The organism is Pseudooceanicola atlanticus, assembly GCF_000768315.1.
In the GTDB taxonomy this organism is placed as follows: Bacteria; Pseudomonadota; Alphaproteobacteria; order Rhodobacterales; family Rhodobacteraceae; genus Pseudooceanicola; species Pseudooceanicola atlanticus.
In genome coordinates, this window is record NZ_AQQX01000006.1 from 125,445 (window position 1) to 139,769 (window position 14,325).

The following is a 14,325-nucleotide window of genomic DNA, read 5'->3' on the forward strand; positions in this document are numbered from 1 at the left end:
CGCTCCGGGGATCGGGGCGCGCCTTCTTCGTTTCTCCGTGCCGCGCTCAGACCTGGAAGGCGGAGGAGGCGAGCGGACGAATTTTCAGCCGCGTCAGACGGTTATCCTTCCGCGTCAGCACCTCGAACCGGTAGCCGTGAAAGGAAAACACCTGGCCCGCCTGCGGGATCATCTGTGCCTCGTGGATGACGAGGCCTGCGATGGTGTTGGCCTCCTCGTCAGGGAGGGACCAGTCCATGGCGCGGTTAAGATCGCGGATCGTCATGGCCCCGTCGACGATGAATTGGCCGTCCTCGGTATGACGCACGACATGTTCGGCATCGGGGTCGAATTCGTCCGTGATCTCGCCGACGATCTCTTCCAGGATGTCCTCTAGGGTCAGCAGGCCGCGCAGGGCACCATATTCGTCGACGACCAGCGCAAAATGCGTGCGCAGGCTGAGGAACTGGCGCATCTGTTCGTCCAGCGTCGTCGTCTCGGGCACGAAATAGGGCTTCATCGCCACGTCGGTGATGGCGAAATCGGACAGCGCTTCGGTCATCGACTTGCCGTTCTCGGTCATCATCTTGTGCAACGCTCGCAGCAGGTCCTTCGCATGTACGATGCCGATGATGTTCTCGGGATCGCCACGATAGACGGGCAGGCGGGTGTGGTTGCTTTCCAGGCACTGGGCCAGGATGTCCTCGATCGGGTCTTCGGCATTGACCATCTCGATCCGCGAGCGGTGGAGCATGATCTCTTCGACCGCCCGGTCGGACAGGTCCAGCGCACCCAGGATACGGTCCCGATCTTCCTTTTCGACGACACCTTCGGAATGGCCAAGCTGAAGCGCGCCGGCGATTTCCTCGCGAACCGCAAGGATACGGCTGTCGGGATCAGCCTGAACGCCGAAGACCCGAAGGACGGCCCGCACCAGCACCCGGATCGCACCGACAAGAGGCGCCAGCACCATCACGACAGCCTGGATCGGGGCCGAAACCAGCGCCGCCGCCTTTTCGGAATTCGTGATCGCGTAGGTCTTGGGCAGCACCTCGGCAAAGATCAGCACGAGCGCGGTCATGACGAGGGTCGCCAGCGCAACACCGCTATCGCCGAAAACCCGCGTGAACAGGGCCGTCGCCAGCGAGGTGGCGAGGATGTTGACCAGGTTGTTGCCCAGAAGGACGGAGCCGATCAGCTTTTCGCTGTCCTCTGTGATGCCGAGCGCACGTTGCGCAGCCTTGGACCCCTTGTCGGCCTGCGCGCGCAGTTTTCCGCGCGACGCCGCGGTCAGCGCGGTTTCCGAGCCCGAGAAGAAGGCGGACAGGACCAGAAGGCCCATGATGCCCGCACAGGTCAGCCAGAACGCCGTATCGAATTGCGATGTCAGTGTTTCTTCCATTGTACCCTCGAAGTTCTCAAGGGTTATGGGGCCGCGCCCCGCTCGGTTCAAGTCCGTGTCAGTCGACGGGGCGGTTCAGGGGATGGTGGGTTTCCACCAATTCGCGCAAGCGATGCTCCAGGACATGGGTGTAGATCTCGGTCGTGGCCAGGTCCGCATGGCCCAGCAATGTCTGGATCGCGCGCAGATCGGCGCCGTTTTCCAGCAGGTGGGTGGCAAAGGCGTGGCGCAACGTATGTGGTGTGACCTTTTCGGGTGATACCCCAGCTTCGACCGCTATCTCCTTGATAAGGATGTAGAACCTGTGTCGTGTCAGATGCCCCTGCGCCGACCGTGACGGGAAGAGCTGCCGCGACGGTTGTGTGCCGCGGGGGCGCGCGTCTTCCTGATCCTCGCGGATTTTCAGCCAGACGGCCATGGCTTCGCGCGCCGGGGCCGATAGCGGGACCATGCGTTCCTTGCCGCCCTTGCCGCGCACCATCAGCATCCGCGGATCGCCTTTCGCCGCGGCGAGGGGAAGAGAGACAAGCTCGCTCACCCGCATGCCGGTGGCGTAGAGCAGTTCCATCAGGCAGGTATTGCGTACCCGGTCGGTTTCGGCCCGTCCATGGGTGCGGGCGGCGGTCAGCAGCGCCGAGACCTCGTCCATCGACAGCGTCTTGGGCAGGCGCTTCGCGCGACCCGGGCCCCGGATCTCGATCGCCGGATTGTCGCTGCGCCAGCCTTCCTCGAAAGCGAAGCGATAGATCTGGCGGATGGCCGACAGGCGCCGCGCCCGCGTGGCCTGTGACAGGCCCTGAAGGTCGCAATCGGTCAGGTAGGCTTCGACTGCATTGCGATCCGCGGTCGCGATGTCGTGGCCCGATCTCTCCAGCCAGTCGGCAAAGGCTTTCAGGTCGCGCCCATAGCCCAGCAGCGTGTTTTCGGCCGCACCGCTTTCGGCGGCCTGCGCTTCAAGGAAGGTCGAAATCCAGCGATGCGCGGTCACAGCCGACGCTCCAGCAGCAGCAGCTGGATCGCGGCGCGGCGGGCGGTATCCTCCAGCCCGACAGCCCGCAAGGTGCTCAGGGCAGGGGCAATTTCCTTGGTCGCACCTTCGGCCCCACGGGCGTAATAGCTCATCGCTTCCAGGATCGCCTCGCCCAATTGGCCCTGGGCGACGCGCAGGCGCAGGGTGGCCGGAACCTCGGTATCCGAGGCAAAGCCGCGTCGCACCGCCTCTGCCGTGGCAGTGGGCGCGCGGGCTTCGTCCGGGGTTCCGCTGGCAATGGCGACGACAAACTTGTCGCGCGCCGTCTGCGGGGACATTTCCCGCGCCAGCGTTTCATAATCGGGCCCCAGCAGGGCCATTTCAAAGGCGGCGTTGGCGGCCGGGCCGGACAGGTCCATTTCCGCAAGTTGCGCCCCCCATAGCCGCGCGAAGGGCAGCTCCAGCTCGGCCTGCCGGATCGCGGCCCAGGCCGGGGGCAGGGCATCCGACACGGCGTCGGCATCCGCCTCTGTCAGGGCGCGGTCCAGACGCTGAACCGCGCTCACCCGGTCCCACAAGCCACCCGATGCGGCGGGCCGGCGTGCGGTATAGATGCCCAGCAGGCGATTTTCCGGCAGCGCTCCGGTGCGTGCCAGGCGCTCCGCGGCCTCGATTTCGGACCGCCAGCCCGAAATCCCGCGCAGGTCGGCCATCGCATAGGCATTGGGCAGACCCGACGACGGCAACGGCAAGCCGATGGATTCGGTCAGCCGGAAGGCCAGCGGCGTGATTTGCGAGGGCGGCGGCAGGGGCGGTGTATCCTCTGCCAGTTCCTCGTCGAGGTAGAGCCGCAGAAGCGTTTCCTCGGCCGCGGGCAGCAGGCCGAGCGCGGTGGCGTTCTGGAAGGTCAGCAGCGCGGTTTCGTAATCTCCCTGCCGGGCGCGGCAGAAGATCAGGGCCGATTGCGACGGGGCCAGGGTCGGGTTGTCGCGCATGCTGGTGCAGGTCGTGTGCTCTTCACCGGCCAGCAGCGACAGGTCGAACCAGCGCGAAAACAGCTCGGCCGAGGTGGTGGGCCCGGCGCGTTCGATCAGCGCGAGCGCCGGTTCGACCGCACCGAATTCCTGCAACTTGTCGATCCGCGCCAGAAGGAACGGCGTTTCGCCGGCGCTGTCCTGCGGCGGTTCGGCCTCGGCCAGCAGCAGGGTATAGAGCAGCGATTGCATCGCCGGTAGGCGGTCCACATCCAGCTGCGCCAGTCGTCGGCCCAGGCTACGTGCGCTCGAGGCTTGCCAGATATCGGCAGGCAGGCCGGTCACCGATCGGGGCAGCAACCCGACCGCGCCAACCTGCGGCGCATCCAGGGATTGTGTCGTGATTTCAGGCGTCTGAATGGATTGCGCGACAGGCGGTTCGTTGACCCCCGGTGCCGGCAGTCCGGTCGGCTGCGCGCCGGGCAGCGCCGCCAGACCACCGCGTGTGTCCAACCAGTCGATGGCGGAAATCGGCTCCTGCGCGATGGCCGCCGATGCGCCAAGCCCCGCTGAAAAGACGAGCATGGATCGGAGGAATGCCGCCGATCTAATCCGCATCAAGCACCACGGGCTGGCGAATCTCTACTGTCGGGGGGGTGAAGTCCACGCCGAAATACGGACCGACATAGGCGTAGCCGGTGACCCCGATCGCCGCGAGAACAATCAAGAAGATCAACCATTTGATGAGTCGGAACATATTTGGATTGCCTCTTTCGCCCTGCCTTTTTCGGGGAATATAGCTGGCCTTTTGCCCAAGATCACGTCATTCAGCGGTGAACTTTTGAATTTGGTGGAAACAGGCCGGGGACAGGCGGGCACCATGGCGTGGCAGGTCAAGAAAACCATCGTGATGGTGGGCATGATGGGTGCGGGCAAGACGGCCGTCGGCAAGGCGCTGGCGGCGGAACTTGGCGTGCCTTTCCTCGACAGTGACCACGAGATCGAATCCGCCGCCAACATGACCATCGCCGAGATTTTTGCCCGCGACGGAGAGGCGTTCTTCCGCGCGAAAGAGGCCCAGGTCATCGCGCGCCTGCTGGATGGCAAGCCCTGCATCCTGTCCACGGGCGGCGGGGCCTTCCTGGCAGAACCGAACCGCAAGGTGATTTCCGAACGCGGCGTCGCGGTCTGGCTGAATGCCGATCTCGACCTGCTCTGGTCGCGGGTGAAACACCGCGACAGCCGCCCATTGCTGAAGACCGCCGATCCGTTCCAGACGCTCAAGGGCCTCTACGAGGCGCGCGTGCCGCTCTATGCGCAGGCGGACATCATGGTGCGCTCCCGCCCTGAATATTCGGTGCAGGACATGGCGCAAAAAGTGGTCGCGGCAATCGCGGAACGACCCGACATCCTGGAGGCGACATGACTGAAACCGTCCGCGTGGAACTGGCAGAACGCAGCTATGACATCCTGATCGGCGAAGGCCTGATAGAGACGGCGGGCCAACATATCGGCCCCTTGCTGGCGCGTCCCCGTGTGGCTGTGGTAACGGACGACAATGTCGGCGCCGCGCATCTTGAGGCCTTGCGCTCGGGGCTCGAGGCGCAGGGCATCACGATGAGTGCTCTCAGCCTGCCGGCGGGCGAGGCGACAAAGTCCTGGCCGCATTTCGAACGGGTGGTCGAATGGCTGCTGACCGAAAAGATCGAACGCCGCGACGTCGTCGTGGCGCTCGGCGGTGGCGTCATCGGTGACCTTGTCGGGTTCGCCGCCGCCGTGTTGCGGCGCGGGGTGCGTTTCGTGCAGGTGCCGACATCGCTTCTGGCGCAGGTCGACAGTTCCGTCGGCGGCAAGACCGGGATCAACGCGCCGCATGGCAAGAACCTGATCGGCGCCTTTCACCAGCCCTCGCTGGTGCTGGCGGATACCGGCGTGCTGTCGACGCTGCCCCGGCGTGATTTCCTGGCCGGCTACGGCGAGGTGGTGAAATATGGTCTGCTGGGCGATGCGGCCTTCTTCGACTGGCTCGAGGCCAACGCCCCGGCCATGGCCGATGGTGACATGGCCGCCCGGATCCAGGCCGTGAAACGGTCATGCCAGATGAAGGCCGACATCGTCGCGCGGGACGAGACGGAACAGGGGGATCGCGCGCTGCTGAACCTCGGGCACACCTTCTGTCATGCGCTTGAGGCCGCGACGGGATATTCCGACCGCCTGCTGCATGGCGAAGGCGTCGCCATCGGTTCCGCCCTGGCCTTCGAGACATCCGCGCGGCTGGGCCTGTGTGCCCAGGAAGACCCGTCGCGCCTGCGCGCGCATCTGAAAGAGATGGGGATGAAAGTCGACCTGGCCGACATCCCCGGCGATCTGCCGGATGCAGACGCGCTCTATGCGCTGATGGGGCAGGACAAGAAGGTCGTGGACGGCCAGATCCGGTTCATCATGGCCCGCGGCATCGGCGAGGCCTTCGTGACCTCGGATGTGCCGCGCGACGTGGTGATCGACCTGCTGTCGGATGCGCTCAGGGGGCGCTAAGCCCCGAGGGCCGCGAAAAATCCTTGCTTGATCGTGGCGTCCTTGGGCAGCATGAAGGCTGCAACAAGGAGACAGCCATGCCCGCCATCACGCCGGAATGGGTTCAGATGATGGCCAGCTACAATCGCTGGCAGAACGAATGCATGCTGGAGGCGATGGAGAGCCTGAGCGACGCCGACCTGCGCAAGGATCGCGGTGCCTTCTGGGGCTCGATCCTGGGGACGGCGAACCACCTGCTCTGGGGGGACCAGATGTGGCTGTCGCGCCTGTCGCCCGGCGCGACGGCGCCCACCGTCGGGCTGAAAGACTCGGCCGACCTGGCCCCAACCCTCGGCGCATGGGAGGCAGAGCGGTTCCGCACCGATGGCCGCTTCGTCCTGTGGGCCAAGGAATTGAAGACGGTCTCGCTGACCGGGGACCTGTCCTGGTATTCCGGCGCCGCGGGCATGGAGAAACGGGCCCCGCTGTCGTTGATCGTGACCCATGTTTTCAACCACCAGACCCATCACAGGGGCCAGATCCACGCTATGTTGACGCAGGCAGGGGCAAAAACCAGCGATACGGACCTTTTCCTTATGCCTGGTTTCCTTTAGTCGGAACAGCGTATCACTAGGAGGAACAACATGTTCAAAGCTTTGATGGTCGAACGGGACGGGGACGGCCCGGCAACGTCTGCGATCCGCGAGATTTCCGAAGACGATCTGCCCGAGGCCGAGGTGCTTGTCGCCGTCGATTACACGACGGTGAACTACAAGGACGGTCTTTGCATGTCGCCCAATGGCGGTGGCCTTGTCCGCAAGTATCCGCATGTGCCCGGTATCGACTTCGCGGGGACTGTCGAAGCTTCTTCCGATGACCGTTACAAGGCGGGCGACAAGGTCGTTCTGACCGGCTGGCGCGTCGGCGAGGCGCATTGGGGCGGCTATGCGCAAAAGGCGCGGGTCAAGGCCGACTGGCTGGTGCCGCTGCCCGACGGTCTTACGCCGCGCCAGGCGATGGCGGTCGGCACGGCCGGCTTCACCGCGATGCTGGCGGTGATGGCGTTGGAAGATCACGGTCTGAAACCGGGTCACGGCCCGGTCCTTGTGACCGGCGCGGCCGGCGGTGTCGGCTCTGTCGCGACCGCGATCCTGTCCAATCTCGGCTACGAGGTGGCCGCCGTGACCGGGCGTCCGGAAACCGAGAGCTATCTCAAGGACTTGGGCGCCACGACGATCGTGCCGCGCGAAGAGATCAATGAAACCGTCAAGCGCCCGCTGGAAAGCGAAACCTGGGCGGGCTGTGTCGATGCGGTTGGCGGCGACATGCTGGCGCGGGTGCTGGGCCAGATGAAATACGGCGCCTCCGTCTCGGCCGTGGGTCTTGCAGGCGGGGCCAAGCTGCCCGCGACGGTGGTACCTTTCCTGCTGCGCGGCGTGAACCTGCTGGGCATCGATTCCGTCATGCAGCCCTACGAGAACCGTCTGCGGGCATGGGAACGCGTGGCCAAGGACCTGCCCATGGACAAGCTCGAAGAGATGATGGTCGAGGCGAAAATGTCCGATCTTCCGGGCCTTTGCGAGGACATCCTCAAAGGTCAGGTCAAGGGCCGGGTCGTCGCCGACGTGAACGCCTGATCCGGCAAGGCCGGGCTTCGGCCCGGCCCGATGCCTCGAAATCGAGTCTTGCGTGAAAGATGCAGCCGCCGGAGGCGTTCCTCCGGCGGCGCTGTCGTCATGCGACCGTCAGGGGCGCCCCGGTGGGTCGAAAGCGACTTTTGGATGTCGCTTTTTGTGCATTTATGGGCGCTGCCGCCTTTCCGATCGGTAATTTCTTGTTTACCTTTCACGGATTGGTTGTGCGTGAAAAATTGACGCCCAACATATTTCGTCCCGGTCGACGGACCTGCCGCAGAAGCGGGCCGGGGGCGCATTGAAAGGAGGGAAGTTGATGTTTCAAAAGATAATGGTCCCGGTGGATCTGGCTCATGCCGATCGCCTGGACAAGGCGCTCAAATGTGCCGGAAACATGGGCAAGCAATTCGACGCCGAAATTGTCTACGTGGGCGTTACGGCGGCCACGCCCAGTTCGATCGCTCACACCCCCGAGGAATTCGCCGAGAAACTGAAGACCTTCGCGTCTTCCCAGGGCGAAACCTACGGGATCAAGGCCTCGGCCCATGCGATCACCAGCCATGACCCGACCACCGATCTCGATCCGACCCTGCTAAAGGCAGTGGACGAGGTTGGCGCGGACCTGGTCATCATGGCGAGCCATATCCCGAACATCACGGATTACGTCTGGCCGTCCAATGGGGGCACCATTGCCGGTCACGCCAAGGCATCCGTGCTGGTCGTTCGGGACAAGTAACGACGCATGGACGTCGTCACAAAACAATAGGGAACAGTATCCATGACTGATGCAACAGATGATGCCGATCAGGGCATTCCGGCACCGGAAGGTGTCTCGGATGTGATCGACACCGATTACGAGATCGGCCAGGACAATATCGACGGCTCTGTCGGCCCGTTCGGGTTCGACATCCACAATCCCGTCTTCCTGATCTCCGGCCTGGCGATCGTGGCCTTCGTGTTCTACACGCTCGCGCTTCCGGAACAGGCGGGTGCCGCGTTCTCGTGGCTTTTCTCCGCCGTGACCAAGGGGTTTGACTGGTTCTTCCTCGGGGCCGCGAACCTCTTCGTGATCTTCTGCCTCTTCCTGATCGTGACGCCGCTCGGCTCCGTCCGGCTGGGCGGTGCGGAAGCGACGCCGGATTACACCTATGTCGGCTGGTTCGCGATGCTCTTTGCCGCGGGCATGGGCATCGGCCTGATGTTCTACGGTGTGTCGGAACCGATGAGCCACTTCTCCACCTCGATGGGGGGCACCTCGGCCGAAGGTGGCGTGCGGACCGACTGGGCCCCGCTTGGCGCTGCAGCCGGGAACGAGGCGGAATCGATCCGCCTGGGCATGGCCGCGACGATCTTCCACTGGGGTCTGCATCCCTGGGCGATCTACGCCGTGGTGGCACTGGCACTGGCACTGTTTAGCTACAACAAGGGCCTGCCGCTGACGATCCGCTCTGCCTTCTACCCGATCCTCGGCGATCGCGTCTGGGGCTGGTGGGGTCACATCATCGACACCCTGGCGGTCTTCGCGACGCTCTTCGGCCTGGCGACGTCGCTCGGCTTCGGTGCGACGCAGGCAAATGCGGGCCTCAACGAATTGTTCGGCGTCCCGGTCGGACCCACCACCGAGGTCATCCTGATCTCCGCCATCACCGCGGTCGCCCTGATCTCGGTCGTGCGGGGCCTGGACGGCGGTGTGAAGGTCCTGTCCGAGATCAACATGGGCCTGGCGGCTCTGCTGCTGCTCTTCGTTCTCTTCGCAGGACCGACCATCGCCATCCTGACCGGCTTCGTCGACTACCTGGGCGCGTACCTGCAATACCTGCCGGCGCTGTCCAACCCGGTCGGCCGTGAGGACGTGAACTTCAGCCAGGGCTGGACCTCTTTCTACTGGGCCTGGTGGATCTCCTGGTCACCGTTCGTCGGCATGTTCATCGCGCGCGTGTCGCGTGGCCGTTCTGTCCGCGAATTCGTGATCTGCGTGCTGCTGATCCCGTCGCTGGTCTGCGTCCTGTGGATGTCGGTCTTCGGTGGTGTGGCGATCCAGCAGGTTGTCCAGGACGGCTACACTGCCGCCCAGGAAGCGCCGCTTGAGCTCAAGCTGTTCAAGATGCTCGACATGCTGCCGCTGACGGGGATCACCTCGTTCATCGGTATCGTCCTGGTGATCGTGTTCTTCGTGACCTCCTCGGATTCCGGTTCGCTGGTCATCGACACCATCACTGCGGGCGGCAAGGTCGACGCACCGGTCCCGCAGCGTGTGTTCTGGTGCATCTTCGAAGGCGCGGTGGCCATCGTGCTGCTGCTGTCGGCCGGAGGGTTGTCATCACTGCAATCCATGGTGATTTCCACCGGTCTGCCGTTCACGATCGTGCTGCTCATCATGTGTTTCGCGATCTATCGCGGGCTCGTGGCGGAACGCCGCGAACTCTGATCGCGCTGCGCAACGTGCATTGGACGGGCCGCCTGACAGGGCGGCCCGTTTTTCTTTGGGGGCCGTTGAACCGATCCCCGAACCCATGCGTATCTTCTTGAAAGACGAGGAGATCTCATGACCGCCCCCACATTGCTCTGGCTGCGCCGCGATCTGCGGCTCGGTGATCATCCCGCCCTGACCGCTGCGGTCGAACGCGGCGGGCCGGTGATCCCGGTCTTTATCCATGACGACAGCGTGGCCGATCTGGGCGCCGCCCCGAAATGGCGGATGGGCGAGGCGCTGCGTGTCTTCGGCGAGACCCTGAGCGAGAAGGGCTCCAAGCTGATCCTGCGGCGCGGCCCGGCGCGGGAAGTGGTCGAGGCGCTGATCGACGAAACCGGGGCCGATGCGGTCTACTGGACCCGCCTCTACGATCCCGACGCGATCGAGCGGGACAGCCGGATCAAGTCCGCGCTGAAGGACAACGACATTGACGCACAGAGCTTTGCCGGTCACCTGATCTTCGAACCCTGGCAGGTCGAGACCAAGCAGGGCGGGCCTTACAAGGTCTATTCTCCGTTCTGGCGCGCCGTGAAGGATTGGCAGATCGACACGCCGCTGGCCGCGCCGTCGGACATTCGGGCGCCCGGGTCCTGGCCGGACAGCGACGCACTGGACGATTGGCAGATGGGGGCCGCCATGCGTCGGGGGGCCGCCGTGCTGGCGCGCCATTGCCAGCCGGGCGAGGGCGCCGCGCAATCCCGCCTTGGCGCTTTTGCCGCCAACGGCCTGGAGGATTACAAGGCCCGCCGCGATTTCCCCGGAGAGGACGCAACGTCAGGCATGTCGGAATACCTGACCTACGGAGAGATCTCTGCCCGCCAGTGCTGGCACACCGCCTTGCGAGGCGAAGAGGCGGGGAAAAGCGGGGCAGAACATTTCCGCAAGGAAGTCGTCTGGCGCGAGTTTGCCTACCATCTTCTCTATCACACACCCCAGATCATGACCCGCAACTGGCGCGAGGAATGGGACGCCTTCGACTGGAACGAAGAGATCACGGAGGAGGTGCAAAGATGGCAGCAGGGGCGCACCGGCATCCCCTTTGTGGATGCCGCGATGCGCGAGATGTACGTGACCGGACGGATGCACAACCGGGCCCGGATGGTGGTGGCCTCCTACCTGACAAAACACATGCTAACGCATTGGAAGATCGGGATGAAATGGTTCGCGGATTGCCTGACGGACTGGGATCCTGCCTCCAACAGCATGGGCTGGCAATGGGTCGCGGGCTGCGGCCCCGATGCGGCGCCGTATTTCCGGGTCTTCAATCCTGACACCCAACTCGAGAAATTCGATCCGGACGGCCGCTACAAGACGGCCTGGCTGGCCGAAACCGAACGCAATCCTTCTGAAACCGCGAAAAGCTATTTCGACGCCATCCCCAAAAGCTGGAACCTGTCGGCGAGCGATGCCTATCCGGACCCCGTCGTGGCCCTCGATACGGGCAGAAAACGGGCGCTGGCTGCGTATGAAGCGCTCAAAGACGATTGATTGTAAATATTTCGTTAAAAGAAGCTCTTGCCCGTTCGACCGGACGGGTTAGACTTTTGCCAGTCAAAAAGGAGGATTGGTCATGGTCCTGACCGATACCAAAGGCGAAAAGAACCTTCCGCGCTATTTCCCGCAGGTCTACGACATGGCGTCGCGCATGCCGGTCGGGCGCCTGGATTTTCACTTGCCCGACGGTCGCATCTTTCGCGCCGAAGGCGCGCGGCCCGGTCCGGTCGCCGAATTGCATGTCCACAACCCCGATACCTTCGCCCGTCTCGTGCGGGAAGGGGACCTTGGGTTTTGCGACGCCTATATCGACGGCTGGTGGACCTCGCCGGATCTTCAGGCGTTTCTGGACCTTCTGCATGCGGGCAATGACGAGCTCTACGACGGCTTCCCCGGCATGGGCCTGCTCCGCGCCTACGAGCGCATGCGCCACTGGATGAACCGCAACACCAAGAGCCAGGCGAAGAAGAACATCTCGTATCACTACGACCTCGGGAACCAATTCTATGGCCTGTGGCTCGACGATACGATGACCTATTCCTCGGCGCTGTTTCAGACCGGCCAGGAAAGCCTGGAGGCCGCACAGACCGCCAAGTACAAGTCCATGGTCGACCAGATGGGCGTGCAGCCCGGCGACCACGTGCTGGAAATCGGCTGCGGCTGGGGCGGTTTCGCCGAATATGCCGCTAAGGAACGCGGGTTGCGCGTGACCGGCCTGACGATCAGCAAGGAACAGCTGGCCTATGCCCAGGAACGGATCGCCAAGGCGGGCCTGTCGGACAAGGTCGAACTGAAGCTTCAGGATTACCGGGACGAGACCGGCTCCTACGACGGTATCGCCTCGATCGAGATGTTCGAAGCGGTCGGCGAGAAATACTGGCCAACCTATTTCGACACGGTGCGCGACAGGCTGCGGCCCGGCCGCAATGCGACGCTCCAGATCATCACGCTGCAGGACAAACGCTGGGAGACCTACCGGAAGGGCGTTGATTTCATTCAGAAATACATCTTCCCCGGCGGTATGTTGCCCAGCCCGACCGCGCTGAAGGCCGAAGTGGAGAAGGCGGGTCTCGTCGTGCGCAAGAGCATCGAATTCGGTCCCAGCTACAGCCAGACCTTGCGCCGCTGGCACGAGACGTTCAACGACAAGTGGGATGCCGTCGCCGATCTTGGCTTCGATGACCGGTTCCGGCGGATGTGGAATTTCTACCTGACCTCTTGCGCCGCGGCGTTCGAGGGCGGTAATTGTGACGTCACGCAAATCACGATTTCCCGCCCGGCCTGATTTTCCGGTAAAGTCCCGGCTGGCCTAACATTTCGGAGCATCGAACATGCCCACGGCCGCACGCGTTGTCGCTGCTCTGATCGTCGGTTTCATCGCCTTTGTCGTTGCCGGGCAGGCCCGTGCGCAATTGCCCGAGGGCATGGATCCCGGCCGGATGGTGCAGGTGTCGCTGATAATCGGGCTGATATGTGGCTGGACGATCCTCGGACGGCGTGCCGATGGAGGTCGCATGGGGTTTGCCAATGCGATCGGAATCGGGATCAGCGCGGTCGGCATGACCGTCTTCTGGGTGATCCTGCTCCTGGCCGCGAATGAGGCGCTGCGCCTGTCCCTGGCCCGTCGGTTCGATGGTCCGATGGAAGCGATCTACGCCATGTTCCCGATCATGGGCGAATACGGGCTCTACATCCTGAACCAGGAATCGCTGACCTGGTTGATCGGCGGCAGCGTCGTGGCCGGACTTGCCGCGCACATGGCCGGGAAGATGTGGCGCTGATCCGGTGATTTTTCTATTTGGAACATTGCGTTACGAGCCTCTTCTGAAGCGCGTATCCGGAGAGGAACTGGCCCTGACACCCGCCCGGTTGCCCGGCTGGCGAATTGCCGCGGTCAAGGGCAAAGCCTTTCCCATGCTTGTGCCGGACGCGGACGCCATGGCCGAGGGTTTCCTGATTGATCCTTCGGACGAGGCGCGGGCGCGAATTCATCACTATGAAGATGCTTTCGGCTATGTCCCGGTATCGGAAGCAATCGCCACCGCTGATGGCGAGGTCCAGGCGGAGCTCTATCGGCCTAAAAAAGCACCAGGAGTGCAGGATGGGGCGTGGAGTCTCGACGTATGGACCGAAACCAATGCAGAACGTGCTTTGATCGCGGCGGCCGAGATCATGTCTTACCAAGGGCGGTTTTCTGGGGAAGCATTGCAATTTCGGTTCGGCCAGATTGAATCGCGGGCGCGGGCGGAGCAGATGCAGCGGCCAAAGGTCGGATCGGATCGGACCCGCGACCAAGTCATGCTTCATGAAACACGTGCCGACCACGCGGGCTATTTCGTGACGACGACGGACCGCCTGTCGCACCCCACCTTTGACGGCGGCATGTCGGAACCACTCGTGCGGGAAGTGTTCCATGGAGCGGATGCGGCGATTGTGCTTCCCTATGATCCCGTCCGCGACCGCGTCCTCTTGGTCGATCAGTTCCGGATGGGGCCCTGGGCGCGTGGGGCGATCTATCCGTGGCAGCTGGAACCGGTCGCGGGGCGGGTCGATCCCGGCGAAAGCCCCGAGGATTGCGCCCGTCGCGAGGCCGAAGAGGAGGCGGGGTTGAAACTCAGGGACCTGATCCAGGTCGGCTCGGGCTATCCCAGCCCGGGATGCGTCAGCGAATACTTCTACATCTATGTCGGCCTGTGCGACCTGCCGGACGGGACCGAAGGTCATTACGGCGTCGAGGACGAAGCCGAAGACATCCGGACCCATATCCTTGACTGGGCGCAGGCCGAAGACCTTTTGACCCGGGGCGAAGCGGATAACGTGCCTCTTATCCTCGCTCTGGTCTGGCTTTCACGCGAACGGTCCAGATTGCGCGCCTTGGGTTGAGT

The 14,325-nt window shown here is 63.6% G+C and carries 14 protein-coding genes; 10 read left to right on the plus strand and 4 right to left on the minus strand.

Going from position 1 to position 14,325, the window contains the following annotated elements; translation table 11 throughout:
• Positions 1-46 precede the first annotated feature (46 nt).
• The 4 genes from ATO9_RS15215 to ATO9_RS24590 are packed head-to-tail and all read right to left on the minus strand — an operon-like array spanning position 47 to position 4,082.
• Entirely contained in the window at positions 47-1,381 is a 1,335-nt protein-coding gene (locus ATO9_RS15215; protein ID WP_043750927.1) for an HlyC/CorC family transporter, read from the minus strand.
• Between the two features lie 58 nt (positions 1,382-1,439).
• The gene (locus ATO9_RS15220) at positions 1,440-2,369 is read right to left on the minus strand and encodes a site-specific tyrosine recombinase XerD (RefSeq protein WP_043750931.1); all 930 of its coding nucleotides are present in this window, start codon (positions 2,367-2,369) and stop codon (positions 1,440-1,442) included.
• Positions 2,366-3,910 carry a hypothetical protein gene (locus ATO9_RS15225; RefSeq protein WP_043750933.1) on the minus strand — a complete coding sequence of 515 codons (1,545 nt, stop codon included), beginning with the start codon at positions 3,908-3,910 and terminating at the stop codon, positions 2,366-2,368. Before ATO9_RS15225 ends, ATO9_RS15220 begins: the two co-directional genes overlap by 4 nt.
• Positions 3,911-3,932: 22 nt before the next feature.
• Positions 3,933-4,082, minus strand: coding sequence for a hypothetical protein (locus ATO9_RS24590; protein ID WP_202902146.1), 150 nt, complete (start codon positions 4,080-4,082; stop codon positions 3,933-3,935).
• Between the two features lie 123 nt (positions 4,083-4,205).
• On the opposite strand from ATO9_RS24590, the gene ATO9_RS15230 reads away from it, so the two are divergent.
• The 10 genes from ATO9_RS15230 to ATO9_RS15275 all read left to right on the plus strand — a co-directional run bounded on the left by ATO9_RS15230 (position 4,206) and on the right by ATO9_RS15275 (position 14,323).
• Positions 4,206-4,751 carry a shikimate kinase gene (locus ATO9_RS15230; protein WP_043750936.1) on the plus strand — a complete coding sequence of 182 codons (546 nt, stop codon included), beginning with the start codon at positions 4,206-4,208 and terminating at the stop codon, positions 4,749-4,751.
• The gene (gene aroB, locus ATO9_RS15235) at positions 4,748-5,860 is read left to right on the plus strand and encodes a 3-dehydroquinate synthase (protein WP_043750939.1); all 1,113 of its coding nucleotides are present in this window, start codon (positions 4,748-4,750) and stop codon (positions 5,858-5,860) included. The genes ATO9_RS15230 and aroB overlap by 4 nt, the downstream gene beginning before the upstream one ends.
• A gap of 77 nt (positions 5,861-5,937) precedes the next feature.
• On the plus strand, positions 5,938-6,453 hold the full coding sequence (locus ATO9_RS15240; protein ID WP_043750943.1) for a DinB family protein: 516 nt from the start codon (positions 5,938-5,940) through the stop codon (positions 6,451-6,453).
• Positions 6,454-6,483: 30 nt separating this feature from the next.
• A complete protein-coding gene (gene acuI, locus ATO9_RS15245) occupies positions 6,484-7,476 on the plus strand; it encodes an acryloyl-CoA reductase (RefSeq protein ID WP_043750947.1) in 993 nt (330 codons plus the stop codon).
• 313 nt (positions 7,477-7,789) lie between these two features.
• Entirely contained in the window at positions 7,790-8,209 is a 420-nt protein-coding gene (locus ATO9_RS15250; protein ID WP_043750949.1) for a universal stress protein, read from the plus strand.
• Positions 8,210-8,251: 42 nt separating this feature from the next.
• Positions 8,252-9,901: a BCCT family transporter gene (locus tag ATO9_RS15255; protein ID WP_043750952.1), complete on the plus strand. Its 1,650-nt coding sequence runs from the start codon at positions 8,252-8,254 to the stop codon at positions 9,899-9,901.
• Between the two features lie 117 nt (positions 9,902-10,018).
• Positions 10,019-11,434 (plus strand): cryptochrome/photolyase family protein, encoded by a 1,416-nt coding sequence (locus ATO9_RS15260; RefSeq protein WP_043750955.1) that lies wholly within the window; start codon positions 10,019-10,021, stop codon positions 11,432-11,434.
• Positions 11,435-11,516: 82 nt separating this feature from the next.
• Positions 11,517-12,725 carry an SAM-dependent methyltransferase gene (locus tag ATO9_RS15265; protein WP_043750959.1) on the plus strand — a complete coding sequence of 403 codons (1,209 nt, stop codon included), beginning with the start codon at positions 11,517-11,519 and terminating at the stop codon, positions 12,723-12,725.
• 46 nt (positions 12,726-12,771) lie between these two features.
• On the plus strand, positions 12,772-13,221 hold the full coding sequence (locus ATO9_RS15270) for a TrgA family protein (protein ID WP_043750962.1): 450 nt from the start codon (positions 12,772-12,774) through the stop codon (positions 13,219-13,221).
• Positions 13,187-14,323 (plus strand): NUDIX domain-containing protein, encoded by a 1,137-nt coding sequence (locus ATO9_RS15275; protein ID WP_081979601.1) that lies wholly within the window; start codon positions 13,187-13,189, stop codon positions 14,321-14,323. The genes ATO9_RS15270 and ATO9_RS15275 overlap by 35 nt, the downstream gene beginning before the upstream one ends.
• Positions 14,324-14,325 lie beyond the last annotated feature (2 nt).

Coding starts and splice junctions, on each gene's coding strand:
- ATO9_RS15215 (WP_043750927.1), bottom strand. CDS start 1,381: ATGGAAGAAACACTGACATCGCAATTCGATACGGCGTTCTGGCTGACC.
- ATO9_RS15225 (WP_043750933.1), bottom strand. CDS start 3,910: ATGCTCGTCTTTTCAGCGGGGCTTGGCGCATCGGCGGCCATCGCGCAG.
- ATO9_RS24590 (WP_202902146.1), bottom strand. CDS start 4,082: ATGTTCCGACTCATCAAATGGTTGATCTTCTTGATTGTTCTCGCGGCG.
- ATO9_RS15230 (WP_043750936.1), top strand. CDS start 4,206: ATGGCGTGGCAGGTCAAGAAAACCATCGTGATGGTGGGCATGATGGGT.
- aroB (WP_043750939.1), top strand. CDS start 4,748: ATGACTGAAACCGTCCGCGTGGAACTGGCAGAACGCAGCTATGACATC.
- ATO9_RS15240 (WP_043750943.1), top strand. CDS start 5,938: ATGCCCGCCATCACGCCGGAATGGGTTCAGATGATGGCCAGCTACAAT.
- acuI (WP_043750947.1), top strand. CDS start 6,484: ATGTTCAAAGCTTTGATGGTCGAACGGGACGGGGACGGCCCGGCAACG.
- ATO9_RS15250 (WP_043750949.1), top strand. CDS start 7,790: ATGTTTCAAAAGATAATGGTCCCGGTGGATCTGGCTCATGCCGATCGC.
- ATO9_RS15255 (WP_043750952.1), top strand. CDS start 8,252: ATGACTGATGCAACAGATGATGCCGATCAGGGCATTCCGGCACCGGAA.
- ATO9_RS15260 (WP_043750955.1), top strand. CDS start 10,019: ATGACCGCCCCCACATTGCTCTGGCTGCGCCGCGATCTGCGGCTCGGT.
- ATO9_RS15265 (WP_043750959.1), top strand. CDS start 11,517: ATGGTCCTGACCGATACCAAAGGCGAAAAGAACCTTCCGCGCTATTTC.
- ATO9_RS15270 (WP_043750962.1), top strand. CDS start 12,772: ATGCCCACGGCCGCACGCGTTGTCGCTGCTCTGATCGTCGGTTTCATC.